Raw genomic sequence first — 24,686 nt, 5'->3', positions numbered from 1 at the left:
GCAGCCCTTGGTCACGGTCAGGGGATCAGTACCGGCACGCTGATGGCGATGAAGACCGTCAAGGTCCACAACGCGGGCGCCGAACCCAGGTACTGCGCCCGTCGGCCCTCCAGCCTTGCCTCCTCCACGGCGTTGCGGGTCATCCACCACGGGTTCGTCCGGGTCTCGAGCCAGTAGTAGACGGCACCCAGCGCGGCGCCGTACGCCAGATGTCCCGCCAGCGACGGAAAGCCTGCGGACAGGGCCGCGGGATCCCACCGCACCGGGTTCCCGGTGAACGCGGGCAGCAGCGTGAGGTTCCCCAGTACCCACCAGAACAGGCCGTAACAGACGCCCCAGCCGATGCCCGAGGCGACGCTGAAGCTCTGGCGTCGGAACAACACCGCATAGGACACGCCGATTATCTGGGAGATGACCAGGTGCACGACGAGGCCGACGACGGGATCCGACGAGCCGACCATGCTCGCGACCGTCGGCAGTACTCCCACGACGACCATGACGACGGTGAACAGCGCGCCGCCGACCAGACCTGCCGCGGCGCCGTACCCGACCGCGCGCAGCCCTCGGGTTCCGGGTGACTCGACCGTGAACTGTCGTACGTCGTCGACGAAGAGCCTGCGCGCCAACGCACCCAGCCACGTGTACAGTACCGCGGTCAGGCTGCCCAGCAGCACGTAGCCCGGCAGTTGGTCGATCGGGGGCCGCGCCCAGTCGAGCTCGACGTCGAGCAGCAACGGCTCTGCCGTCAGCGCGAACAGGACCCACCACATGAACCCGTAGACGGTGCCGCGGACGAGCGCGGGGCCGGTGTTCTCCCGTGTGCGGAACAGGTACGGGTACAGCAGGCCCGCGGCTACGCCGATCAGGAACCCGGAGCCCAGCAGGCACAGTATCCCGGCGATCGCGCCGGCCACGCCGCCACGCAGCACCACCTTGCCTGCCGGTCGTGCCGGTATCTGGTCACCACGCAGGACCAGGTAGGCGAACGCGACCGCCATGCCGTAGCAGAGGTGGCCGATGAGGCTGGGCACCAACGCCCGTGCCGTGGACAGGTCCCAGTTCACCAGCTCTCCGCGCAACAGCGGCAGCAGGGTCAGGGGTCCGAGGAACCACCAGGACGCGCCGTACAGCAGGCCCCACAGGACCAACTGTCGCTGGCGTGCCGCGATCAGCCCGAACCCCGCCCCGATGATCACCGCGAACACCATGTGCACGGCGAATCCCACGACGGCCGAGTCCGTTCTGACTATCCCCGCGACGGTCGGCAGCGTGCCGTACACCGCCATCGCCGCGCCGAACACCAAGCCGCCGAAGAATCCCGCGATCGCGCCCCGGTAGAGCTCTTTCATCTCTTCACCCCGTCCGGGCTGGTGACGACGATGTCCCGGGGGAACACCAGATCCAGTAGCCAGTCGATCAGCACTCTGATCCGTTTGTCGAGGCCCGGCAGCTTCGCGAGGTAGATCCCGCGCCACAGCAGCCATGCGGCGAGGCCGGAGAACCGGCGGCCCCGGATGTCCGCGATGGCCGTCCGATGCCCCAAGGCGACCAGCATGCCGAGTGTCCGGAACCGGAACTCGACCGGATCACGTCCGCGGAGCACGGCCGCGATGTTGTCCGCGACCGCGCGCCCCTGTCGCAGCGCGTGCTGGGCGGTCGGCGGGTAGTGCGTACCGTCCGGATCGGGAATCCGGGCGCAGTCACCCACTGCCCAGACGTTTTCCATTCCAACGGCACGCAGGCATGAGTCCGTGTCGAGCGCATCGTGTCCCACGAGCGGACTCGGCCGGTTGCCGGCAGTCCATACGAAGGTGTTCGTGGTGACCGAGGAACCGTCGTTCAGTGTGACTCCGTCCGCGGTCGCGGCCGTGACCCGCGTGTCGAGCTGGCAGCGGATTCCCCTGGCGCGCAGCCGTTCCAGTGCGTAGCCGGCCAACTCGGGGGACATCTCGGGAAGGATCCTGTCGCCGGAATGAACTAGGACGAAGAGCGGCTCGTCGGGGCCGATTCCGGGAAAGTAGTGCGCGACCCGGTGCACGAGATCGAAGAGCTCCGCGATCGTCTCGGTTCCCGCGAAGCCCGCCCCGGCCACCACGAACGTCAGCAGCCGCCTGCGTTGTGTGGGATTCGGTTCGTTGTCGGCCGTCTCCAGCTGCCTGACGACGTGGTTGCGCAGCCGTGTGGCGTCGGTGAGGTTCTTCAGGGTCCACGCGTGGTCGGACACACCTGGCAGGTTGAAGGAATGGGGCACGGATCCCACCGCGAGCACCAGGTGGTCGTAGGGAACCAGCTCGTCACCCAGGTGGACGACGCGGGCCTCCGCGTCGAACTTGCGCACCCGGCCGTTTCGGAAGCGGGTGTGCGACACGGCCGGTCGAACCGGTGCGCTGATGTGGGTCGGTTCCAGTGCGCCGGATGCCACCTCCGCGAGCATCGGCGTGAACAACAGGAAGTTCGAGTCGCTGATCAGCGTGACGTCCAGCGGGACCCCGCGGACCGCGAGCCGTTCGAACCTCTTCGCCGCGTTGACGCCGGCGAACCCGCCGCCCACGATGACGATCCTGGCGAGTTCCCGCTCCGGTCGAGCCGGCCGTGGGTCCCGGTTGGCGGCGGGCAGCAGTGCGAGTAAGAACCCGGTCAGCCCGCCGTGCAGGACATCCGCGACCAGCACCGGATAGGTCCGCAGAACGGCTGCGGCGGACCACGTCGGCAGGTCGCCCCGCAGCAGGGGTTCGAGCGTGAGCGGGACCAGCAACCAGCCGAGCACGCCGATGAGCACGCCACCCGAGGCGACCACCGCCGCGTTCGTCCGTCCACGCCCGCTCACCGCCGCCACGACGACGCCCGCGCCGAGGGCGTACACACCGCTCCAGGGATGGGCCATCCCCTGCAGGGCCATGATCGGCGCGGCACAGAGAACTCCTGTGATCGCGCCGGTCGCAAGGTTACGCATGAACCAGAACCCCTCCCACCAGAACCGGCCAACCGGACAAAGCCTGGCACGATCGAAGGGAGAAAGTCCTTACAGAACACTGACGTCCGCGTCGCGTGAACCTGTTGGTCCACATTGGACATCCGGGTCGTGCCGAGAGTACCTGGTGCGGGCCGGGCGAACTCTGGTGCCGTACAGCCGAGCCCGGCGAGGACGTGCAGTACGCCGTCGGCCACCGAGTACACCTGGTGGTCGCCGACGTCGGTGACGAGTAGCGAGCCGTCCGGCGTGGTGTGATTCCGGCTGGGGTGGCCAGGTCGGTGCTCGCCGCGGCGTCGCCGTCCGTCGGCATCCAGGACGTTCGCCGGCCGCACGCCAGCGGGGTCCGCGAGGCCGCGGTCTTCGCCACCGGCCTGGCCGCGTTGCGCGAGGGCGGCAGGTCCGCCGGTGACGACACCGCGCCGGTCGCGCGGGCCGACGAGAACCTGGACCTCGTTCGCGGTTCTGGATCGGCTCAAGCAGGTCAACGACGCCTACCGGCCCGACCCGGTACGCAGGTCAGACGGGGGAATGTCCGACTGCGCGACGTTGTCCGGGGGTGTGGCCGAACTCCTTGGCGAACGCCGCCACGAACGATGACGGGGGGTCGCCACGCAACGAGCGCTGACGGTCCCGATGCCCACCGATCCGCGTGCCCGCGCGGCCGCGATGGACTACCTGCGCCACATCGACGTCTCCCGCGAGTCGGCCGCGTTCGACGTCCCCGCCGAGGTCCACCGAGCCTTCCGCGACGAGACCGGCATGACCTTCGCTCGCTGGCGCTACGCCGCCCGCATGCGCATCGCCCGCGATCTGCTCGTCGGCGGCGCCAGGCCCGGCGCCGTCGCCCGCCGCGTCGGCTACGCCCACCTACCGAGCTTCAGCACCGCCTTCACCCGCCTCCACGGCCTCTCCCCACGCGAGTTCCAAGAACGCGAGTCCGAGGTCTGACCGTTACTCCAGCGATCACGCCCGCCGGCTCAGCCGGGCGCCCGGGTGACCTCGAACTCGGCGTTGCCGTCCGCGGCTGGCACGACCTTGACGGACAGTCCGCCGATGGCGGTGTCGCCGGTCGCGAGCAGTGCCTGCAGCTCGATCGGGTCACCGAGGGTGGTGCCGGTGCGGCGAGTTTCCCACCGGAGTCCGTCATGTCGACTCCTCGGCGGTAGTGGTGGCCCATCGGTACATCCACGCGGCCTGTTCGCTGAGCAGCGTGGCGCGCCCGCCGCGGGTGCGCACGCGGTGGCCGTCATCGGGGAGGAGGACCAGGCGGCTCGGCGTGCCGAGAGCTGTGAGGCACTGGAACAACAGGACAGCCGCCTCGGGTGGGGTGGCCGGGTTGCGGTCCCGTTGCCCGTGCACGATCAGGACCGGGCGGCGGATGCGGGGTGCGGACAGGACGGCGTCGAAGTCCCGGTAGACCCGCTCCGCCGCCCACAACGCGCGTTTCTCGTACTGGAAACCGAGCGGTGTCAGCGAACGGCAGTACCCGCCGCCCGACACCATGGCCGCCGCGAAGAGGTCCGTGTCCGCGAGTGCCTGCAGGGCCAGCGTCGCCGCGAAGCTGTGGCCGTGGACGACGAGGCGACCCGTCAGGCCGGACGAGGTGACCGCGGCGGTGATCGTCGACACGGCTTCTGCCCGGATCCTCTCGTCCGGCACCTCCGGCCACCAGCGCAGCGGCACGTCGACCGCCGCAACGGCGAAACCCAGCCGGGTCAGCCAGTGCACGTGTTCGGTGAGCAGGCCCGGTGCCCGCGAGCGCGGACCGGCGAGCCGCGGCAGCAACGACACCGCGGTCGCCACCGGCGCCTGTCCGTCGGCCGGCGGGTGCAGCAACACCCGCGCCGCCAGTTCGTCCGGTTCGCCGACGATCCGGGTGTCGCGGAGCCGGACGCGACGCGGTGGGTCCGGTCCCGGACCGGCCAGGCGGACCGCTCCCCCGGCCCAGTCTTCCACGCCGAGCAGCCCGAGACCGGTCGCGTCGGCATGCCGGCGGCCGGTCCACACCACGCCCCCGCCCGGGGTGTCCTCGGTCAGGAGCCGCACCAGGGACCGGGTCCGCCGCGTTTCGACGACCGCCGCACGCAGGACTCCCGCGGACTCGTCGACCGCCGCGACACGCGCGTGCGTCAACGGCCTGCCGTCGATCCGCCACGACCGGACGGCCGGACCGTCGGCACCCGGGCTGATGAGGACGAGGTGGCTCGCGGTGCCGGTGCCGGGGTCGCCGAGCAACAGGCGTGGCGCCGGCGGCGCGAACGAGTGGTACAGCGGCGCGCCAGGGACGACGCCCACGATCCGGTCGGCGCCGTCCGGCGTGCGGGCGCGGATCTCCGTGCCGTGCCGGGTGGACAGGAGAGAAACGAGGAACTCCGTGGTGCCGTCGCGGAACCAGCCGACGCCGACGGGGTTCGGCTCGAGCGGCCGCGCGACCCCGGCCGGGAGATCGGCCAGGACGACGGCGTCGGCCGTGCCCGCGACGAGGTGACCGCCGCACGGACAGGCGTGCAGCGCGTGGTAGGACGCGGTGGGCAGGGAGAGCGCGCCGACGGTCCCGTCGCGGATGTCCAGTGTGGACAGAGTGTATCGCCGCGGTGGTGGCACATCCGCGCAGAGGACCCGCACCCGGGAGAAGCGGTCGGCCTCGAAGACGGCGGGCACGGGCGGCGCGGACGGTTCGGTGACGGACACGGGGACGACCAGGCGGTGGCAGTCGAGCCACGCCATCGGCAGCGGACCGGCCGGCACGTCGAACCACCGCACCGACCGTTCCTCCAGGCGTGCCACACCCGGGACCAGGACGCCGTCGCGTTCTCCGTAGCCTGCGAGCACGGCCCCGGTCGGCGCCCACGCCACCGTGCCGGGGACGAGTTCGGGCAGCACCCACCCATCCTCGACCGACGCGGCAGCGCGGTGCACGGCCACCGTTCCCGCTGTTACCTCCGCGTCCTCAGGTCCGACGCACGCCCACACGCCGTCCGGGGACGCGTCGACCCGGGGCGTCACGGACCGGCCGAGCAACTCCTCGACGTACCCGCGCAGCGCCTCGGGTGTCCTCACCGAGGCGCCATCTCGCGGGTGGTGCCGGTGAACATCGCGCGGATGGCCGCCAGACCGACCGCCGGGCCGAACACGCGGTCGCCGTGGCGGTCGTACCCGATGGCCGCGGGGATGGCGCCGCCGGCCCGCGCCATGGCCTCCTTCTCCGACACGAGCTCGAAGGCCACGTCGCAGGACGCGAGCGCCGCGAGCTGGTCACGCTGCGCCCACACGCCCCGGCAACCGGGGCACCCGGTGGAGCCGTAGACGACGACGTGGTCGACCAGGGCGAGCTTGGCGGGGTCGGTGATCCGCTGCCGGGCCACGCGGCGGCGCAGGTACACGCCACTCATCGCGACCACCCCGACCACGATCCCGGCGGCCGCCGCGACACTCGCGTCCACCGTGGACGGCGACGCGAAGGCGCCCGCACCGAGAAGTGCCGCGACGGCGGCGCACAGCGCGGCGTGCCGCCACCCGAACCGGGTGGCGAGAGTGGTGCCGAAGCACGCGCACGGCCGGCCGCGGAGGACCAGACCGGCCACCGCGTAGCCGACGTACAACGCGGCCAGCACGAGCAGGCGGCTCCGACCGGGCAGTGGCAACAGCGTCAGGGCGACCACCACCACCTCACCGGACACCACCTGCCCGGGTCCCAGCAGCCATCGCCACCTCCTGGACCGGACCGGCCACGCCGCGCGGGTGGCCGTCCAGTCGACCAGCTTCGCCAGCACGCTCGCCGCGACCACCGCTACCGCGAGCGACCAACCCATCAGCACCACACCAGTCATGCCGGTTCCTCCACACTCAGCCAGCCTTCCGCGATCCCCGCGACCAGACGCGGGCGCAACCGCTCGGGCAACCCGTCGACATCCACCACGAGCCCGCCGGTGACCACGCGGGCGACGTCCTCGTCCACCTCGACCACCGCCAGCCGTTCCCGGTCCGCCAGCACCGCGCCACCGAACGGCATGGCGTGCACCGCGAACCCGGGGTTGAGCCGTGCTCTCACGATCGTGCTCCCGTCATGAGGTCGCGATGGGTCGTGGCCAGCACGTGCAGGCGGTGCAGCGGCCAACTGTTCGCGAGCCGCGCTCCGGGCTCCGCCAGCACGACGGCGAGCCGGTCGGCCCGTACCCAGCCGCCGTCGCCGAGCCGCCGCAGGAGGTCGGCGCGCGCCGACGCCGTGGCCAGGCGCTCGGACACGTAGGCGGCCGCGAAGAGCCGGTCCCGGCCACCGACGGGCGGGTCGGCCGGGCGCCACCCGTCCGGCAGCAGATCGACCGGTGCGAGGGAACGGCCCCGGGCGGCGAGCGCCAGGGCCGCCCCGACGACCGCCGGGTGCAGGCCGGGCAGCAGCGGTGCGGGACGGTCCCCGGCCGTGTGGTCGACCCGGCTGAGCCCGCACCCGTCCAGCAGCGCGGTCAGCTGGGACAGCAACGGTCCGAGCCACCGGTCGGCCCGCCCCTCGGGGACGAGGTGGTTCGTGGCCGCCGCGGCCTGTGCGGTGCGCAGCGCGGCCAACGCCTCGGGTCCGAACCAGTGGGGTGGCACGTCGTGCACGCCGGCCGCCGGTGCCCGGCGGAAGAACGACCTGCCCCACAGTTCCGGGGAGACCTGTTCGCCGGTGAGCAGGTCCCGACGGCGGGGGCGCTCCCGACGGCCCGCGGCGGCGAGGAGAAGCCCGAGACCGTAGCCGCTCACCACGCTCCCGGTCGCCTCGCCGGCCACCCGGTCCAACCACGGGTCGCAGTGTTCCGGCAGGACCGGCACGTCCCCGTCCCGCACCGCCGCCCAGTCCGCCGTGCCGTCCACGACGTCGATCTCGGGCAGACCGACGTCGGCGAACCGGCCGACCGCCACCGTTCGCCGGTCGAGCACCGGCATCCGCACGGAGACGTGCCGGGCCGGGAGGGGCGTGGCCAGCGCGGCGAGCAGGGTGGAGGCGGGACCACCGCTGACCGCGACGAGGTCGGCCTGCGAGTCGGCCAGCGCGGTGACCAGCGCCGTGCGGAGCAGCTCTCGCGGCTCGGCACGGCGAAAGCCCGCAGGCAACAGTTCCCGCCAGTCGAGTTCCTCCAGGTGCAGCCGCACGCCACGATCGTTGTCCAGGCACCGCAGCGCGGCTCCCGTGGCGAGGCGGAAGACGTCGGTCGACGGCGTGAGCGGGCTGGGCAGCGGCTGTCCGGCCAGGGCCGCGCCGAGTGCGGCGACCGACACCGCCGAGTCCGTGTGCAGGCGCGACAACGCGGTGCCGACGTGGACCACGCCGTTGTCGGTGCGGGTGTAGAAGACCGGCACCGTCGCGAGTGGACCGCGGCGGACCGTGCGCCGTGCCGGGTCGCACGTGGTCGTGGTGAGCGGTGACGCCGAGCGGAAGGGCGAGATCGTGACCGGCGCGTCGACGGGTCGCCGGCAGCCGCAGGAGTAGCCGACGGTCACCGCGCTCGCGGGTCGCGTCGGGTCGAAGGTGGCGGAGAAGCCGGTGGGACGACCACCGTGCTCACACGCGGGCGTCGTGGGCGCGAGGTTGGCGACGGTGCTCATGATGCCGGGAACCTCCAGAGCTCCGGGTAGAACGCGGGCGCCGGCAGGGTGGTTCCTTCCGTCCTGCCCGCCACCTCGAGCCAGGAGAACAACCGCCTGCCACCGGAGATCGGGACCGGTTCGCAGCCGACCACGAGATCCGCGGGGTGTCCTGTCGCGCGCAGTGCGAGCGCGACCACGGCGTTCTCCCGCAACGGGTTGTGGAAGCCGCACAACAGGCGCTGCACCGCGCGAGCCCGTCGCACCGACGTCGCGGCGGGCTGTGCCGGTGTCCGCCGCGCCACGGGCGTGGCCGCCGCCTGCCCGAAGAGTTCCTCGGTCGAGCGGGTCCGGCACCGCAGCACCAGCACGGCCACCCGGAACAGGTTCATGGGGCCGTCCTCCTCCAGTCCGTCGCGGACACGTGCCGGCAGAGCCGGCCCGTGTCCTCCGTGCGGTCAGAGACAGTCACAGCAGCAGGTCGTGCCGTCGCAGGTGCCGCCACCGCCGACGGGGTAACACAGGTCCGAGCACACCTCGTTGCAGAGGAAGTCCGAGCAGAGGATGATGTTCGCGCAGATCGTCTCCTGGCTGATCTGGTAGTCCACCAACTCGAGCCCGCTGTAGGAAGCACACATCGAATCGAGACCGGTCATCGCGGCTCTCCTTTCCTGGTATTCCCGGCCGGCTCCTGGCTTTCTCTCCGGCGGGACCCGAATGGAATCCCGTTTTCGACAGTGGCCGCAAGCCCTTCCCGGTGACACCAAGGGGAATCGACTCCCCTAGCTGGACCAGCGGCAACCACTGTGACAACTTTTGGTCACTCGCCTTTTCGCGTATGTTCGAAACAGCACTCGTCGGGGGATCATGAGACCGTTTCGCGATAGTTGGCGGAAATCCCTGGTCGCGCCGTTCCGTCGAGCAGCAGGTCAACCAGGTTGGGGGAACCGATGGACATCGAATTGGCGGAACAGGCGATCAAGGTGCTTTCCAGCAAGGGCGTGCTGTCCGTGCTGGAGGAACTGGCGTGCGGCACCAGGCGGCACAACGAGCTGGCCCGCGCGGTGAAGGTCGACCACAAGACTCTCGACAAGACGCTGCGCAGGCTGCAGGACGCCGATCTGGTGGTCCGGGAGGTGCACCCGGTACCGCTCCGCGTCCACTACCGGCTCACCGCGCACGCCAGCGGCGTCCTGCACGCCGTCGCGGGCCTTGCGACCGAGTGGCGGACGTGCACCCGGTCCGAGGCCAGGGACCGGCGGTACCCGGGGAGCACGCTGCGGCCGACGCGGACGGCGAGCTGATGGCGGCGCGGCCCCTCCGGTTCCGCGAGAAGGCCGCGGCGGTGCGGTTCGTGCTCGCCCTGGCCTGGCGGGCCGACCGCCGCCGGCTCGCTCTACTGCTGACGACACAGGTGGTGATGGCGGTCGGCCAGGGCGTCGCGCTCCTTGCGTTGCGGGACGTGCTGGCGCATTCCGCGGCGGTGTCCGACGACCGCGGCCGGCTCGCGGCGACGCTGACTGGGCTCGTGGTACTCGGCGCCGTCGGTGTGGTCAGCAGCGTGACGCAGGTGTGTACCGGTGTGTGGGAGCAGGTGCTGAAGCTGAAGACGGAGGCGCTCGCCACGGACCGTGTCGCCACGGCGGCGTGTGCGGTCGAGTTGGCCGCCTACGAGCACCCGGACTTCCACGACCGGGTGGAGCGCGCGGTGAGCACCGCCGAGCAGCACACCACCACGTTGCTGACCAGCGGTGTGAGCGTGCTGCGTGCGATCACCGGCATCGTGGCGGTGACCGTCGCCGTCGTGCTGACCGCCTGGTGGCTCTTCCCGCTGGTGCTGCTCGCCGCGCTGCCCTCGGTCCGCGTCGCCGTGGCCCGGCAGCGGCGCAACTTCGGGCTGCGGGCCGAGCTCGCGGAGAACCGCCGGATGCGGCGATACCTCCTGTGGCTGCTCACCGGCCGTGCGCCCGCACAGGAGGTGCGCGCGTTCGACCTGGCGGAGCCGCTCCGCGACCGGCTCGTGCGGCGTTTCCGGGAGGCGGTGGACAAGGAGACCGTGTTCGTCCGCCACTTCGCCCGGCGGGCGCTCGTGGCGCGTCTGTTCGGCGACCTGTTCGTGGCGACCACGGTGGTCGTCCTGCTGGTCATGCTCTCCCGCGGGTGGCTGGCCCTCCCGACGGTGCTGGCCGCCCTGGCGGCCACCTACCTGCTGTCCACCCAGCTGCGCATGGCGATGCGGATGAGCGAGACCGCGGGCGGCACCCTGTTGTTCGTGGCCGACCTGCGTGACTTCACGGGCGGGCCGCCGGCCGCACCTGCGGCGGACCCCGAGGAGTTCACGACACTGTCCACGGACCGGATCTCCTTCCACTACCCGGGATCGGGCCGGCCCGCACTGCGGGAGGTGACGGTCGAGCTGCGCGCGGGCGAGGTGGTCGCGCTGGTGGGCGAGAACGGCTCCGGGAAGACCACCCTGGCGAAAGTCCTCACTGGACTGTACCGGCCGGACTCGGGCACCGTGTCGTGGAACGGCGAACCGGTGACCGACCCGGCCCGGCTGCGGACGGCGTCGGCGATCGTCTTCCAGGACTTCCAGCGCTACAAGATGACCGCGGCCGACAACATCGGTCTCGGCCACGCGGACGGAGCCGACGACACGGCGATCGCGGCCGCCGCGGAGCTGGCCGGCGCCGCCGCCGTCCTCGAGAACCTGCCGCGGGGCTACCGAACGACCCTGAGCCCGGAGCTGCCGGGTGGGGTGGACCTGTCCCTGGGACAGTGGCAGCGGGTGGCCCTGGCCCGCGCGTTCTTCCGCGACTCCCGGTTCGTGGTACTCGACGAACCCACCGCCGCGCTCGACGCACGCGCCGAGGCGGACCTGTTCTCCCGCATCAGGAAGCTGTACCCGGGAAGAACGATCCTCCTGATCTCCCACCGCCTGCTGACCGTCCGCGACGCGGACCACATCATCGTGCTGCACGACGGCGAGGTGGTCGAACAGGGCACCCACGACGACCTGATGGCCCACGGGAAGCACTACGCCGAGCTGTACCTCATCCAGGCCGCCGCCTACTCGGACGTGCCTACGTACCCGGTCCGGCCAGGTCGCGTGTCCGGGTAGCAGTCCGTTGCCACGACATCACTACATCACCGCGCCGTCCCTCAGTTGGTCGAGGAACACCTCGGTGACCGCCGGACGGTTCGTCACGTCGGCCTCGATCGCGACGGAGCCGTCGTCCGACTCCTCGGCCAGGGCGGTGATCCGGTTCGTGCGACGCGCGAGGAGCGCGACGCGGTGTCCGTCGGCGGCCGGCGCGCGGCGGTTGCCGCGCCGATTCCTGACGAGGCGCCGGTGGTGACCGCGACGCGGGCCTGGTTCTGTGTGTCACTCATTGTGGAGCGGGTTCGTTCGTGTCGAAGTCCGTGCTCGTGCTGAGGTGTTCCCACGCGTCCAGCTCCGCGTGCTGTCCGTCCACGACGGACCGGAACATGCCCAGGGCGTCCGTGCCGAGGACGAGTAGCGCTGGTGCCTCGCCGGAGTTGACCACGTCAACCAGTGCGGCGGCAGCACGTGCGGGGTCACCGGGCTGTGTGCCATGGACGGTGTCGTTCTCCTTGCGGCGCTTGCCGGCCGTGTCGGCGTAGTCCGCGATGGCCGTCGCGGACTGGGTGAGCGAGCGGCCCGCGAAGTCGGTGCGGAACGCGCCCGGCTCGACCGCCATCGCGGTGATCCCGAGTGGCCCGACCTCCTTGCGCAGCGCACTGGTCAACGCCTCCAACGCCGCCTTGGACGCGGCGTAGTAGCCCGACCCCGGCGGGCACGCCCGCGCGCCGATCGAGGAGATGTTCACGATCGTCCCGGCGCGGCGCGCACGCATGCCCGGCAGGACGGCCTTGACCATCGCGGCCACGCCGAACAGGTTGGTGTCGAACAGTCGCCGGACGTCGTCATCGTCGCCCTCCTCGACGGCGGCGCGGTAGCCGTAGCCGGCGTTGTTCACCAGCACGTCGATCTGGCCGAAGCGTTGCTCGGCCTGCGCCACGGCCGCGGTGACCTGGGCGGGGTCGGTCACGTCCAGTGCGACGCCCAGGGCTGTCGCGGGATGGGCGTCGACCAGGTCCCGCACCTCGGTGGCGTTCCGCGCCGTCACGACCGCGTTGTACCCGGCGCCGAGGACCTCCTCGGCGAGCGCACGCCCCAGGCCGGTTGAACATCCCGTGATCAGCCAGGTCGCCATCGTCATCACACTCCTCGTCAGGTCGTCAGGTTCACGCGTCGCAGCCACGACGTGACGGCGTCGCCCGCGTCTCGTACTTCCTCGCCACGCACGGCGAGCCCTTCGCCGACGGCCGCACCTCGGCAGGCTTGGTCGTAGGTGTCGGGTGCGCCGCCGATCCCGCTCACGGCGTAGGTGACCACCGGGAGGACGGTCTTCCCCGTGAAGTCGAGACTCTCGGCGAACGTCCGCATGATCATGGGTGGGCTCACGTTCCACACACCACTGCCCAACAGGACGACGTCGTAGCCGGCCAGGTCCGGGAGCGGGTTCGCGATGGCCGGCCGCGCGTCGGCGTCCTGCCCCCGCACGTTGCGGGCCACCGTGTCGTCATAGTCCTCCGAGTACGGTTCCGCCGCCTCGATGCGATGGACGTCGCACGCGACGCGGTCGCGGACCAGCCTCACCAGGACCTCGGTGTTGCCGACATCCAGGAACCTGCGGCCGCCGTGGTGGTAGTTCTCACCGGCACGCGAGAAGTACGCCACCAGGACACGCCCGTCCGCCGGATCGGCGGGTCGTGCCGCCGATTCCGCCGGGCTCGCACAGCCCACCAGCCAGGCACCTCCCAGGGCTCCTACGGCCGCCGCGGCCCCGCCACGGAGAAATCCGCGCCGGTTCACGTGGTCATGCCTCGGGGATGGGCCGGCCGAAGGACTCGAGCGTGATGGCGGTCGGCTCGGGACCGCCGCGTTTGCCGGTGTCCAGGGCGTCGATCGCGGCGAGCTGCTCGGTGCCGAGGTCGAAGTCGAAGACGTCGAAGTTCTCGGCGATGCGTGCCGGCTTGGTGGACTTCGGGATCACCGAGCGGCCCTGCTGCAGGTGCCAGCGCAGCATCACCTGTGCGGGGCTCTTGCCGTGCGCCGCCGCGATCTCCCCGATCGCCGGGTCCTGCAGGGTACTCGTGTGCTCGCCGTCACGGTAGAAGGTGATGCCGCCGATCGGCGACCACGCCTGGGACAGGATGCCGTGCTGGGCGCCGAACTCCTGCACCTCGCGCTGGGCGAAGTACGGGTGCACCTCGATCTGGTTCACCGCGGGCACCACCGTCGTCTTCTCGAGGAGCCCGGTGAGGTGGTCGACCATGAAGTTGCTGACGCCGATGGCGCGGACCTTGCCGTCGGCCAACAGCGTCTCGAGCGCGCGGTAGGCCTCGAGGGTCCTGTCGAAGGTCGACGGCAGCGCCTGGTGCAGGATCAACAGGTCGATCTGGTCCACACCGAGCTTGCCAGCGCTCTTCTCGAACCCGTGCAGCGTCTCCTCATACCCGTAGTCACTGATCCAGATCTTGGTCTCGACGAACACCTCGACACGGTCCACACCGGACCTGGCGATGGCCTCGCCGACCTCACGCTCGTTGCCGTACGCGGCGGCGGTGTCGATGTGCCGGTAACCCGTCGACAGGGCCGCCTCGACGGCCGCGCGGGTCTCCTCGGGCGGGGTCTGGAAGACACCGAGACCGATGGCGGGCATCTCGACGCCGTTGTTGAGCGTCAGGTTCGGGACGGTGGACATCAGCACGTGCTCCTTCTCGGTTGGGGAGGTGCGGAGCGGAGCCGCGGCGGCTGTGCGCTCTCGCCAAGGGCATACCCCGTCGGAGGTCAGTCAACATCGACGCCGCGAGTGCGGGGAGGCTCTGCTGTGAGGGGTACTGCCAGGGTCTCCCGTCACGGGTTCGCGCCACCGGCCCTGGATGGCGAGAAGCTGCTCATGCACGCGGTCGGCTCCTTGTCCACGCCATCGGTGGGGTCACCCGCCCATTCGTGGTCGCCCTGCTCCATGACCGGTGGTGCTGGTCGGGTGCGTTGTAGTCGGGCGCGAGTCGGGTGACCACTACTCCAGGGGATACCCGCCGGTTGGTGGGCTGTCACCACTCGAAGGGGGTAACAACAGGGACCCTCTCCCGCGGAGCGTGATGTCTAGCCTGGGTGTATGGACAACCGCGACGAGGTCCGTGCGTTCCTCAGCTCACGCAGGGAGAGGGTCGGCCCCGAACAGGTCGGGCTCCCCGCGTACGGCAACCGCCGGGTCGCAGGCCTGCGCCGCGGCGAGGTCGCCGCCCTCGCAGGCGTCAGCGTCGAGTACTACACCCGCCTCGAACGCGGCAACCTCGCCGGTGCCTCCGACAGCGTCCTGGAGGCCGTCGCCCGCGCACTGCGGCTCGACGATACCGAGACCGCGCACCTGCACCATCTGGCCCGCGCCGCCGGCCCCGCGCCGGCTCGCGCCCGCGCCAGCCGGAACAAGCCACCGGAGATCCGGCCGGCGATCCGCCGGGTGCTGGACTCGATGACCGGAGTCCCCGCGTTCCTGCGCAACCACCGCTTCGACATCCTCGCCGCGAACCCGCTCGGCATGGCTCTCTACTCCCCCATGATCACCGCGGACGTGGAACTGCCGGTCAACTCCATGAGGTTCACCTTCCTGAACCCGCACGCCCAGGCGTTCTACCTGGACTGGGCGCAGGTCGCCCGCGCTGCTGCCGCCGCGCTGCGCATCGCGTCCGCCCAGAACCCAGACGACCAGCAGCTCATGAACCTCATCGGCGAGCTGTCCATGCGCAGCGAGCCCTTCCGCGGCTGGTGGGCCGCGCAGGACGTCTACGTCCACCGCCACGGCACCAAGCGCTTCCGTCACCCCGCCGTCGGCGAACTCGAACTCGCGTTCGAAGGACTCGAGCCGGTGGGCGGGGGCGGCCTCACGGTCCTCACCTACTCCGCCGAACCCGGCACCTCGTCCGGCGACGGCCTCGAACTGCTCGCCACCTGGGCCGCGACGCAGGGACGTACCTCAGCCGAAACGAAGAGCTGACGGACCGTCCTCCGGACGGGGTAGTCTGCGAGGTTGGCGTCGACGTGCGGCCCTAGGTGTTGACGAAGCCGAGTTCGTTGCCGTCGGGGTCGCGGATAGTGAACCTGCGTGTGTCGTACGCGGTGTCGTGGAGCGGTTCGACGACGTCGGCTGATGGTCCCAGTCGGGCCCACCAGGCATCGACGTCGTCGACTTCGAAGTTGAACCGTGCGCCTGCGGCCGGTACCGGGTCGTAGCGGCCCAGCGCGAACTGCGCGGCACCGAGGGTGAAGTGAGCGTAGGTCGGCGCGTGCGGCGGCCAGTGGCCTTGTGCGGGTACGCCGAACAGCGACTCGTACCACGTGATCGCCGCGCGAAGATCGGTCACGTTGACCCGGGCGTGCACGAAGCTGGGCGTGTCCATCACGCCACGCTAATCCACGATCCGGCTGACCGGCGGGTGTCCGGTGTGGATCCTCGTTACGGCACCACATGCGCGGCCTGGTCCACACCTCACGCCGAGAGGGTCTGCTCCGGGAGGAAGTCCGGGAGGTCGGTGCCCAGGCCATGGGCACGGGCCCGGCCGTGTACGAACTCTGCCACGGCCAGGTCCAGGGCACCCAGCCCGAACGGGCTGAACAGCGTCACCCGCTCGGTACTGCGCTGGTGCGCCTCGCCCTTCAGCAACAGTTCTCCGATCGTCGACTCGATGAAGTCGCGGTGTCCCACCGCCTGTTCCGTCAGGTGTACCGACGTCGCCGCCCGGCAGGCGTGGTCGCGGTCGTCCACCACGTTCACCGCGGTGCGTACGCCTTCCACTGTCACGTCACGTAGTGACACGTGTAGTACCAGCGTGCCGGGGCGGGCCGCGGTCAGGTCCGTGTAGGGGGTGCTCGCCGTGGTCGCGATGCTGACCAGGTGGTTCGCCGCCAGTGCGGTGTCCAGGTCTCGTGCCACCGACGTCGACAGGCCCAGCTCCGACTCGCACCGGTGCGCGAATGCCGCCGCCCGTTTCGCGGACAGGTCGACGATCGTCACCGCGCTCAGCGACGGGTGCACCGACCTGAGGAACCGCAGGATCTCGGTGTTGATCACGCCGCAGCCGACTACCGTCACCGCCGTCACCGCGGTGGCGCCCGGCAGGGTCGCCGAGGCCAGTGCCGCGCTCGCGGCCGTTCGTCTGGCGGAGATCACCGAGCCTTCCATCACGCACAGCGGCCTGCCCGTGGCCGTGGAGTTCAGCACCACCACCGCCGACGCGCGTTCCATGCCCTCGGCGACGTTGTCGGGGAACGACGCTATCCACTTCATGCCCGCGACCGGCTTGGCACCGCCGAGATAGGAGGGCAGCGCGATTATTCGGTTGCCGGTGTCCGGGAAGCGCAGGAACAACGACTCCGGCACGGTGGTGCGCCCGCGCTCGTGCTCGACGTACGCCCCGCGCACCGCGGCCAGCACCGCCTCCTCCTCGCCGTCCAGTACCTGCCGCACGTCCGCGTTGCCCAGGACCAACATCTGTCGCCTCTCCGTTCCGGCCGCCGGATGTGGTGGCTCGGTCAGCGTGACCGAGCCACACCGCCGTGCGGGAGAGAAGAACCTGCAGCAGAACCGGCAGCCGACCGTGCGGTTCCTTCCCTGGGGACGGCCGGTCCCTGCGGGCAGTGTCAGTTCTGGCCGGCAGAAACGACCGGCTCGACCAGGGAGGCACCACATGAACAACCCGGCAGTCGACCCCCCTCGCTCCGCACGCGGGCTGGTGGGCGTGCTCGGCGCCGACCTCGTCTCGCTCACCGCCAACCGTCTGCTGCTCGTCGCGGTGCCGTGGTTCGTGCTCTCCTCCACCGGGAGCGCCGCCCAGACCGGTCTGGTCGCGTTCTGTCAGATCACGCCGTTCGTGCTGGCGCAGGCACTCGCGGGCCCGCTCATCGACCGCATCGGGCCGCGGCGCATCGCCGTCGCCGGTGACGTGGTCTCGACGGGCGTGATGGTCGTCGTCGGTCTGCTGCACGCGACCGGCGGGCTGCACATCTGGGCGCTGATGGCGCTGATGGCCGTGGCGGGTGCGGCCGAGGGTCCGGCACGGTCCGCCAAGTCCGTTTTCATCCCCTCCGCCACGCGCGCCGCCGGCGTGCCGCTCGAGCGCGGCACCGGGCTGTCGACCGCGATCGAGCGGACCGCCACCGTCGCGGGACCGGCAGCGGGGGGGTTCGTCGTCGCCGTGCTCGGCAACGCGCAGGCGCTGTGGCTCGCCGCCGGTCTGTTCGGGTTCGCCGCCGTGATCGTCGCGTTCGCGCTCACCGACGACCTCGACCCGGAGCGGCCGAGGACCACCGAGGTCGGCGGGTACGTCGCCCAGCTGCGGGAGGGTGCCGCGTTCCTCCGTCAGGACGGGTTGCTGCGGGCCATCACCGGCATGGTCGTCGTGACGAACCTGCTCGACCAGGCGTTCATCGCGGTGTTGTTGCCGGTGTGGGCGCGCGAGTCCGGGCACGGGCCGGAGACGGTCGGGTTGGTCGTGAGTGTCTTCGCGGGCACGTCGATCCTCGCCGCGCTGGTCGCCGCCGCGATCGGCGGCAGGCTCCCCCGCCGCATCGTCTACATGGTCGGGTTTCTCGTCGGCGGCGTGCCTCGGTTCGTCGCCATGGCCGCAGGCCTGCCGCTGTGGGCGGTGCTCGCCGTTTTCGCGGTCGGCGGGCTGGGGTCGGGGTTCATCAACCCGATCGTCGGTGCCGTGACCTACGAGCGCATCCCGGATCGGCTCCTGGGCCGCGTTCGGACGCTCAGCAATGCGCTGGCCTGGGCCGGCATCCCGTTCGGCGGGCCGTTCGCGGCCCTGCTGCTCACCACGTCGGGCCTCACCGGCTCGCTGTTGATCGTCGGCGGGCTGTACCTCGCCGCGATCGTCCTGCCCGGCATGCGGCCCGAGTGGTCGCAGATGCGCCGGACCGACCGGCCGACGAGCGAGCCGGCACGCACCGAGAACGAGGAGAAGGGCGTCGAGCATGTCCGTACTGCCTGATCTGATGGCGTTACCCGGGACGGAGAGCGGCTTCGCGCTCGACGCGACCACCGAGTCCGTGTACCAGACGGTGCTCGAGCACCCCGAGATCAGCGCGGGCACGCTCGCCGAGCTGATGGCGCAGAGCGAGGTCACCGTGCGGTTCGCCGTGGAGCACCTCGCGAGCCTGGGGCTGGTCACGCGGGTGAACGGGGGTGAGGACCTGACGGCCATCGAACCGGAGGTCGGCCTGGCCGCTTTGCTGGCGCGGCAGCAGGGTGAGCTGGCGCGTCACCAGCAGCAGGTCGAGGACAGCAGGCTGACCGTGGCACGGCTGCTCGCACGCGTCGGGCGGCGGCACGACACCGTCGGCGTCGAGTGGGTCGTCGGCGGCCCCACGGTGCGGGCCCGCACGGCCGAGCTGGCCGCCGGGTGCGTCGAGGAGTGCCTGTCCATGCGGCCGGCCACGAGCCCCCGCACTGTCGACGAGGACCTGTCCGCCCGCGGGGTCAGCGTGCGCTCGGTCGTGCTGGACAGTGCCCGCAACGACAGGCAGACCATGGCCGCGCTGTCACGGGAGGCGCAGGCGGGTGCGGAGATCCGCACGCTGCCGACGCTGCCCGCGCACGTGCGGATCTTCGACCAGCGGCACGCGGTCGTCTCGGTCGACAACCTCACCGGGGTCGCCGGTGAGCTGGTCGTCAGCTGTGACGCGGTGGTCGGCTCGTACGTCACGTTGTTCGCGAAGTTGTGGGCCGAGGCCGAGCCGCTGGGGGTGGGTCCGAGGGCGCGGCGGGGTGACGCGTTGTCGCCGCAGGAGGTGCACGTGCTGAAGCTGTGGGCGCAGGGCCACACCGACGCGTCCGCGGCCCGGCGGATGGCCGTGTCGCTGCGCACCGTGCGGCGCCTGTCGGACCGCCTCACCGAACGCCTCGGCACCCGCAGCCGCTTCCAGCTCGGCGCTGTCGCGATCACCCGGAACCTCATCGACCCGGCCGAGATCCTCTGAGCCCGGTGCCTCTCGCCGTGCCCCGGGGACTCGGGGCACGGCGAGAGGCGTCACCGCTCGGCGGTGGCGACCAGGGGGTCCTCGGTCCCGATCTCACCGAAGTGGGCGCGCACCCAGTTGTCGTCGTAGACGGTGCGCAGGTAGCGGTCGCCCAGGTCCGGGGAAATGGCCGCCACGCGGGGCCTTCCGCCGCGGAAGCGGTCCTCGTAGGCGGTGATCGCCGCCAGGACCGAACCGGTCGAGCCGCCGACCAGCAGGCCCGTGTTGCGGGCGATGCGGCGGCATTCACGGATCGCGTCGCGTTCGGCCACGTGCACGACCTCGTGCGCGAGCGCGGGCCTGCACAGCTCCGGGCGGCGGCTCGCGCCGAGGCCCGGGATGCGGCGGGGACCGGACGCGGTGCCGAACGTCACCGAGCCCACCGAGTCCACCGCGATGATCCGGGTGTGGGGCGAGTGTTCCCGCAGGTAGGTGGCGCAGCCGACGAACGTGCCGGTCGAGCCCGCGCCGACGAAGAGGTGGTCGATGTGCTGCAACCCGTCGAGCAGGCTCCTCGCCGTCCGGTCGTGGTGGGCGGCTGGGTTGGCCGGGTTGGCGTACTGGTTGAGCCACACCATCTCCGGTCTGCGGCGCAGCTGCTCCCTGATGTAGTCGATGCGGGTGTTGAGGTAGCCGCCGTTGGTGTCGGGCTTGCGCACCACCACGACCTCCGTGCCCAGGGCACGCATGTGTGCGATGGACGACTCGGAGGTGTTGGGGTCGACCACACAGGTGAAGTCGTACCCCTTGGCCGCGCAGATGCAGCTCAGCGCGACCCCGAGGTTGCCCGACGACGACTCGATGAGCGGCACGCCGACGGACAGCACACCTCGGCGCTCGGCGTCCTCGACGAGCCCGACCGCCGTCTTCAGCTTGATCGAGCCCGCCGGGTTGAGCCCCTCGACCTTGAGGAAGACGTCGGCGTGCCGGGACAGGTACGGCAGTGCGACGAACACGTCGTCGGTGACGACGTCCATGGCGTTGGCGTGGATCACGCGAGGACCTTTCCCTCGGTGTGGACGGCGACGGCCTCGGCCGGGTCCCACAGGTCCTCGGGGCCCGGTTCGTCCGCCGCGTACTTGCCCAGGGCGCTGACCAGCATCCGCATCTCGCACGCGAGCGACTCGGCGAACCGGACCAGGCCCTGCTCGGGGTCCTCGTCGACCGAGATCAGGGCGGCGCGGCCGATGCCGACCGCGCGTGCGCCCAGTGCGAGCACCTTCACCGCGCGGGCACCGTCGTGGACGCGGCCGCTCGCCAGGAGCGTGCCCTCGGGCCTGCCGATGCGGCGCAGGCACTCGGACAGCGGCAGCCCGACCTGGTCGACGAACACGGTCGGCGCCCAGCCGGTGCCGCCCTCCGCGCCGTCGACGGTCACCGCGTCGGCGCCCGCCTCCCACGCGATCTCGGCGGCCTCGGCGACGTCGCGGGCGGGCGGCAGCTTCACCCAGCACTTCGCGCGTGGGTAGTTGTTGCGCATGAGGTGCACCTGCTGGCGCAGGATCTCGCCGATGAACGTGCCGGGGCTGCTCGCACGCAGCACCTGCCCGTCGCCCATGCGCTGCAGCGCGTACTGCTCCTCCAGCCGTGCCGCGGTGTGCTCGTCCACCATCGTCAGGCCGCCGAGACCCGGTTTGGCGCCCTGGCCGACCTTCAGCTCGAACGCCAGCCGCCCGGACTCCATCAGGTCGCGGACCGCGGGGTCGGTGTAGACGTTGTTCCACACCTCCGCGTTGGCGTCCTCCGTGCTCTGCTGGACCACGACACCGCCGGTGCCCGTGGTGTTCGCGTCGGCGTAGGCGGTGATGCGGGCCAGCAGCGCGCGGTGCTCGCCGCCCGCGCGGAACCCGTTGACCGGCGCCACGTTCTCGCCGATCACCATCGGCAGGCCGAGCCTGCCCGCCTGTGCCGCGAGCGCGGTGCCCGCGGCGGCCACGCTCGTCGAGCCGAGCGCGGACAGGTACAGCGGCATCGGCGAGTCGAAGCCGCCGACGGACGTTGCCAACGAGACGTCCTCGTACAGCGGTTCCCGGCCCAGCTCGATCAGCTTCTCCAGGCGCCTCGGCATGAACACCGGCGGCACCAGGCGCAGCGCGTCGATCCCGTCGCAGGGTGCGGAGCCCTCGGCCCCGAACACGGCGGAGCCGTACTCCGACAGGTCCGGGAAGATCGCCGCCGCACCCTCGCGTGCTCGCCGCCGCACGTCGGCTTCCGGGAAACCGTGTGCCTTCAGTGGGTTCATGGTGACACCACCCCCGGCAGCTTCGGGAAGGCGTTGGCCTGCCACACCGAGTCGAGGCCCGCGACCCAGCGGGTCAGCCGCTCCAGGCCGATGCCGAAGCCGGCACTGCCCGGGATGCCCTGGCGCACCACGTCGAGGTACCAGCGGTACTTGGCCGGGTTCTCGCCGGTCTCCCGCATGCGGGTGACGATCCGCGCGTAGTCGGCCTCCCGCTCGCCGCCGCTGCAGATCTCACCGCAGGACTCGGGTGCGATGAGGTCGAAGCTCATCAGGGTCGAGGGCCGCGCCGGGTCCTCCTTGTCGTAGAAGCCGCGGGAGCCCTTCGGGTAGTCCACGATGAAGAACGGCCGCGAGGCCTGGCCGGAGATGTGCTCCTCGGCCTCCCACTCGATCTCCGTGCCGGGGTGCGCGTGGCCGAGACGGCCGAGGACCTCGCCGTGGGTGAGGACGTCGAACGGCTGCTCGACGAACGACGACAGCACGTCGGTGTCGCGGCCGATCGAGCGCAGTGCGTCGCCCTGTGTCTCGACTGCCTTGCGCACCATGTGCCGCACCAGGCGTTCCACGAGCGCGATCGCGTCCTCGCGGGACGCGCCGGCCAGCTCCACGTCGATCTGGTGGAACTCGGTGAGGTGGCGGTGGGTCGCGCTGGTCTCGAGCGGCTCGAGGCGCACGTTCGGCGCGATGAGGAAGATCTTGTCGAACGCGACGAGCGAGGCCTGCTTGTACAGGATGGCGCTCGCCATCAGCTTGTACTTGTGCCCGTAGTAGTCGACGTCGACCTGCTTCGCGCCGCGTGCGCCCGGGTCGGTGACCGGGCCGATCAGCGGCTGGAACAGCTCGACGGCGCCCTCGGTGGCCATCAGCTCGCGTGCGCCTGCCACCAGTGCCTGCTGGATCCTCAGGACGGCCTGGGTCCTGGGCGACATCAGGTGTTCGCGCGGGCCCGGCACCACGGTGGCCGTGGACGAACCGGTGGTCTCGGGTCGGATCAGTTGTGTGGTCATGAGAGCGGTTCCTTCTGTCGTCCGGCTGTGGCGTCGTAGCGGTTCCTGACGTAGGACAGGGACCGCAGCAGTTCGGCGGAGGTCATCCGGTGCGAGCCGGTCCGGCCGGTTGGTTCCAGGACGGGCAGGGTGCCGGTCGCGGCCCACCGCAGGTGGCCGTCGCCGGCGATGTAGCTCCTGGTCCGGCCGCCGTTGTCGGGGTGCAGGCAGTACGGCACGTCGAGGAAGCCGAGTGCGCACGCGGCGGTCAGGGCGCGGCCGATGTCGTCGTGCAGGTCGAGGACCCTGGTGATGATCTGGCGGGCCTCGGCCTCGATGCCCGTGCACTCGGGCTCGGTCGCGGAGCGCGTGACGGCGGCCGCGGCGGCCGCGGCGACGCGCAGGGCGGTCACGTTGTCCTCGATGGACGGGATCTGGCTGGACTCCGCCGGGGTCTTCACGATCAGGCGGGTCGCGCCGCCGCGCCTGGCGAGCCGGGCGGCCGCGGCCAGCAGCTCCAGCGAGCCGCGGCGTGTGGCCGGGTAGAGGCCCATGTACGCGTAGATCACGACGTGCCAGGAGATGCCCGGCAGCAGGTCGGCGGCGATGTCGTGCAGTGCGCGCACGGCCTCCTCGTCCTGGCCGGGGTGCGTCTGCTGTGCGTAGCTCAATGAGACGCTCGTGATGCCGTTCTGGGCGAAGAACATCCCCTCGAGGACGGAGATCGCGACCAGCAGCGACGGCGGGCACAGCTGGCCCAGCATGCACCCGCCGAAGCTCTCCAGGTGCGGTGTGGCTCCGGTGGAGGCCAGCTCGGCGAACCGCCGCGTTGCCTCCCGCCACGCCGCGACCGACCGGTTCACGGGGGTGCGGCCGTAGGGCAGGCAGTAGGAGATGGGGCCGCCCTCGGTGGCGTCGAGGCCCGCGGCCACGAGCGCGTCGATGATCGGGCCGGGTGTGGCGGAGCCGTGGCGCACCTGCACGGGGAAGGCGGGGGTTCGCACTCCGTCGAGCATCTCCTTCGTGACCTGGGGGCCCAGGTTCACGATCGGGTAGCCGTTCAGCTCGTCGCCCGCGTGGATGGCGCGGGCAGCGGCGGCGAAGTCGCCGATCCGGGTGTAGCTGTCGAGGGTGAGGGTGCCGATGGTGCGTGGGCCCGCGTCCCTGGTGGCGAGGAGCCCGGCACGCATCCGGCCGACGGTGCCGAAGCCCATGCGGGGCTGGACGACCAGCTCTCCCGCCCGCGCGGCCCTGGCCATGAAGGTGTGGAAGGTGCCGTCGGTGTTCATGGCCGCCTCGCGTACCGGGCTGCCGCCACGCGGGCGAGCAGCTCCTGGAAGTCGGGGACGGCGGTGTCGCCGACGAGCACGGCGTCGAAGCCGGCGGCCAGCAGGCCGGGTACCGCGTCGCGGGCCCGGTCCTCGCTGACGCACAGCTTGCCGCCGAGTGAGACCGGCACCTGCGCCAGCGCGGGCTCGGCACGTAGTGCCGCGATCACCTGGCGGGCGTCCTGGGCGCCGTGCCCGTTGACCGTGCTGATCACGACGAGGTCCGGTTTCGCGCGCAGTGACTCGTCCACGAGCATCGTGGGCTGCACGCACGCGCCGAGGTTGTGTACGTCCCAGCCGTTCTCCTCCAGCAGCAGCTGGACGAACAGCAGGTTCCAGGTGTGGGAGTCCGACGGTGTGCCCGCGAGGACCGCACAGGGCTTCGGTCGTTTCTCCACTAAGCCGTGCGCCATTTTCTCCGGCCTTTCTGCCTGCTCATTGGTCATGTTCAGCATGCGGCGGTGGAACGGTTGCCCGG

At 71.3% G+C, this 24,686-nt stretch carries 25 protein-coding genes; 7 read left to right on the top strand and 18 right to left on the bottom strand.

Translation table 11 applies throughout. The features are described from left to right. Nucleotides 1-17: 17 nt before the first annotated feature. Both CLV71_RS21660 and CLV71_RS21655 read right to left on the bottom strand, forming a co-directional pair. Entirely contained in the window at nt 18-1,349 is a 1,332-nt protein-coding gene (locus CLV71_RS21660; protein ID WP_133904625.1) for a hypothetical protein, read from the bottom strand. Continuing rightward, the gene (locus CLV71_RS21655) at nt 1,346-2,953 is read right to left on the bottom strand and encodes an NAD(P)/FAD-dependent oxidoreductase (RefSeq protein WP_133904624.1); all 1,608 of its coding nucleotides are present in this window, start codon (nt 2,951-2,953) and stop codon (nt 1,346-1,348) included. Before CLV71_RS21655 ends, CLV71_RS21660 begins: the two co-directional genes overlap by 4 nt. 654 nt (nt 2,954-3,607) lie before the next feature. Here CLV71_RS21655 and CLV71_RS21650 point away from each other — a divergent pair. Next, on the top strand, nt 3,608-3,922 hold the full coding sequence (locus CLV71_RS21650; protein WP_133904623.1) for a helix-turn-helix transcriptional regulator: 315 nt from the start codon (nt 3,608-3,610) through the stop codon (nt 3,920-3,922). Nucleotides 3,923-4,117: 195 nt separating this feature from the next. Here CLV71_RS21650 and CLV71_RS21645 read toward each other — a convergent pair whose 3' ends face one another. The 6 genes from CLV71_RS21645 to CLV71_RS21620 form a co-directional block, all read right to left on the bottom strand. Continuing rightward, nucleotides 4,118-6,034: an alpha/beta hydrolase family protein gene (locus CLV71_RS21645; protein WP_133904622.1), complete on the bottom strand. Its 1,917-nt coding sequence runs from the start codon at nt 6,032-6,034 to the stop codon at nt 4,118-4,120. Next, entirely contained in the window at nt 6,031-6,804 is a 774-nt protein-coding gene (locus CLV71_RS21640) for a hypothetical protein (protein WP_133904621.1), read from the bottom strand. The genes CLV71_RS21645 and CLV71_RS21640 overlap by 4 nt, the downstream gene beginning before the upstream one ends. Then, entirely contained in the window at nt 6,801-7,025 is a 225-nt protein-coding gene (gene adfB / locus CLV71_RS21635) for an actinodefensin-associated protein B (RefSeq protein ID WP_133904620.1), read from the bottom strand. Before adfB ends, CLV71_RS21640 begins: the two co-directional genes overlap by 4 nt. After that, the gene (locus CLV71_RS21630; protein ID WP_133904619.1) at nt 7,022-8,560 is read right to left on the bottom strand and encodes a hypothetical protein; all 1,539 of its coding nucleotides are present in this window, start codon (nt 8,558-8,560) and stop codon (nt 7,022-7,024) included. Before CLV71_RS21630 ends, adfB begins: the two co-directional genes overlap by 4 nt. Further along, entirely contained in the window at nt 8,557-8,931 is a 375-nt protein-coding gene (locus tag CLV71_RS21625; RefSeq protein ID WP_133904618.1) for a hypothetical protein, read from the bottom strand. Before CLV71_RS21625 ends, CLV71_RS21630 begins: the two co-directional genes overlap by 4 nt. Nucleotides 8,932-8,997: 66 nt before the next feature. Continuing rightward, on the bottom strand, nt 8,998-9,195 hold the full coding sequence (locus tag CLV71_RS21620) for a hypothetical protein (protein WP_133904617.1): 198 nt from the start codon (nt 9,193-9,195) through the stop codon (nt 8,998-9,000). Nucleotides 9,196-9,489: 294 nt separating this feature from the next. Here CLV71_RS21620 and CLV71_RS21615 point away from each other — a divergent pair, with 294 nt between their 5' ends. The 3 genes from CLV71_RS21615 to CLV71_RS47840 all read left to right on the top strand — a co-directional run bounded on the left by CLV71_RS21615 (nt 9,490) and on the right by CLV71_RS47840 (nt 11,898). Further along, the gene (locus CLV71_RS21615; RefSeq protein ID WP_133904616.1) at nt 9,490-9,843 is read left to right on the top strand and encodes a winged helix-turn-helix transcriptional regulator; all 354 of its coding nucleotides are present in this window, start codon (nt 9,490-9,492) and stop codon (nt 9,841-9,843) included. Then, nucleotides 9,843-11,660, top strand: a complete 1,818-nt coding sequence (locus tag CLV71_RS21610) for an ATP-binding cassette domain-containing protein (protein ID WP_133904615.1) — start codon at nt 9,843-9,845, stop codon at nt 11,658-11,660. The genes CLV71_RS21615 and CLV71_RS21610 overlap by 1 nt, the downstream gene beginning before the upstream one ends. Nucleotides 11,661-11,724: 64 nt before the next feature. Beyond that, nucleotides 11,725-11,898, top strand: coding sequence for a hypothetical protein (locus tag CLV71_RS47840; protein WP_166664193.1), 174 nt, complete (start codon nt 11,725-11,727; stop codon nt 11,896-11,898). A gap of 30 nt (nt 11,899-11,928) precedes the next feature. Here CLV71_RS47840 and CLV71_RS21600 read toward each other — a convergent pair whose 3' ends face one another. The 3 genes from CLV71_RS21600 to CLV71_RS21590 all read right to left on the bottom strand — a co-directional run bounded on the left by CLV71_RS21600 (nt 11,929) and on the right by CLV71_RS21590 (nt 14,331). Further along, complete coding sequence (locus tag CLV71_RS21600) at nt 11,929-12,783, bottom strand: oxidoreductase (RefSeq protein WP_208297662.1); 855 nt, start codon at nt 12,781-12,783, stop codon at nt 11,929-11,931. 11 nt (nt 12,784-12,794) lie between these two features. Further along, on the bottom strand, nt 12,795-13,370 hold the full coding sequence (locus CLV71_RS21595) for a flavodoxin (RefSeq protein ID WP_243866621.1): 576 nt from the start codon (nt 13,368-13,370) through the stop codon (nt 12,795-12,797). Nucleotides 13,371-13,443: 73 nt separating this feature from the next. Then, on the bottom strand, nt 13,444-14,331 hold the full coding sequence (locus tag CLV71_RS21590; RefSeq protein WP_133904613.1) for an aldo/keto reductase: 888 nt from the start codon (nt 14,329-14,331) through the stop codon (nt 13,444-13,446). 417 nt (nt 14,332-14,748) lie between these two features. Between CLV71_RS21590 and CLV71_RS21585 the strand changes: the two genes are divergently transcribed. Beyond that, a complete protein-coding gene (locus tag CLV71_RS21585) occupies nt 14,749-15,627 on the top strand; it encodes a helix-turn-helix transcriptional regulator (RefSeq protein ID WP_133904612.1) in 879 nt (292 codons plus the stop codon). A 52-nt stretch (nt 15,628-15,679) separates the two neighbouring features. On the opposite strand, the gene CLV71_RS21580 is transcribed toward CLV71_RS21585, so the two are convergent. Together CLV71_RS21580 and sbnB are read right to left on the bottom strand one after the other, a co-directional pair. Beyond that, nucleotides 15,680-16,030: a VOC family protein gene (locus CLV71_RS21580; RefSeq protein ID WP_133904611.1), complete on the bottom strand. Its 351-nt coding sequence runs from the start codon at nt 16,028-16,030 to the stop codon at nt 15,680-15,682. 89 nt (nt 16,031-16,119) lie between these two features. Continuing rightward, nucleotides 16,120-17,121, bottom strand: coding sequence for a 2,3-diaminopropionate biosynthesis protein SbnB (gene sbnB, locus CLV71_RS21575; RefSeq protein WP_133904610.1), 1,002 nt, complete (start codon nt 17,119-17,121; stop codon nt 16,120-16,122). Nucleotides 17,122-17,317: 196 nt separating this feature from the next. Here sbnB and CLV71_RS21570 point away from each other — a divergent pair, with 196 nt between their 5' ends. Both CLV71_RS21570 and CLV71_RS21565 read left to right on the top strand, forming a co-directional pair. Continuing rightward, entirely contained in the window at nt 17,318-18,625 is a 1,308-nt protein-coding gene (locus CLV71_RS21570; RefSeq protein WP_133904609.1) for an MFS transporter, read from the top strand. Next, nucleotides 18,609-19,613: a helix-turn-helix domain-containing protein gene (locus tag CLV71_RS21565; protein ID WP_208297661.1), complete on the top strand. Its 1,005-nt coding sequence runs from the start codon at nt 18,609-18,611 to the stop codon at nt 19,611-19,613. The genes CLV71_RS21570 and CLV71_RS21565 overlap by 17 nt, the downstream gene beginning before the upstream one ends. Nucleotides 19,614-19,663: 50 nt before the next feature. Here CLV71_RS21565 and sbnA read toward each other — a convergent pair whose 3' ends face one another. From sbnA to CLV71_RS21540, 5 genes are read right to left on the bottom strand one after another with little or no spacing between them, the layout of a single operon-like run. Then, nucleotides 19,664-20,647: a 2,3-diaminopropionate biosynthesis protein SbnA gene (gene sbnA / locus CLV71_RS21560; RefSeq protein ID WP_133904608.1), complete on the bottom strand. Its 984-nt coding sequence runs from the start codon at nt 20,645-20,647 to the stop codon at nt 19,664-19,666. Beyond that, the gene (locus tag CLV71_RS21555) at nt 20,644-21,894 is read right to left on the bottom strand and encodes a glutamate synthase-related protein (protein ID WP_133904607.1); all 1,251 of its coding nucleotides are present in this window, start codon (nt 21,892-21,894) and stop codon (nt 20,644-20,646) included. The genes sbnA and CLV71_RS21555 overlap by 4 nt, the downstream gene beginning before the upstream one ends. Continuing rightward, entirely contained in the window at nt 21,891-22,901 is a 1,011-nt protein-coding gene (locus CLV71_RS21550) for an asparagine synthetase A (RefSeq protein ID WP_133904606.1), read from the bottom strand. The genes CLV71_RS21555 and CLV71_RS21550 overlap by 4 nt, the downstream gene beginning before the upstream one ends. After that, the gene (locus CLV71_RS21545; protein ID WP_133904605.1) at nt 22,898-24,169 is read right to left on the bottom strand and encodes a methylaspartate mutase; all 1,272 of its coding nucleotides are present in this window, start codon (nt 24,167-24,169) and stop codon (nt 22,898-22,900) included. Before CLV71_RS21545 ends, CLV71_RS21550 begins: the two co-directional genes overlap by 4 nt. Further along, nucleotides 24,166-24,654, bottom strand: a complete 489-nt coding sequence (locus CLV71_RS21540; RefSeq protein WP_208297660.1) for a cobalamin B12-binding domain-containing protein — start codon at nt 24,652-24,654, stop codon at nt 24,166-24,168. Before CLV71_RS21540 ends, CLV71_RS21545 begins: the two co-directional genes overlap by 4 nt. Between the last annotated feature and the right edge of the window lie 32 nt (nt 24,655-24,686).

Origin of the sequence: Actinophytocola oryzae, from assembly GCF_004364325.1 — a bacterium.
In the GTDB taxonomy this organism is placed as follows: Bacteria; Actinomycetota; Actinomycetes; order Mycobacteriales; family Pseudonocardiaceae; genus Actinophytocola; species Actinophytocola oryzae.
This window is presented reverse-complemented; position numbering and strand designations above follow the sequence as displayed.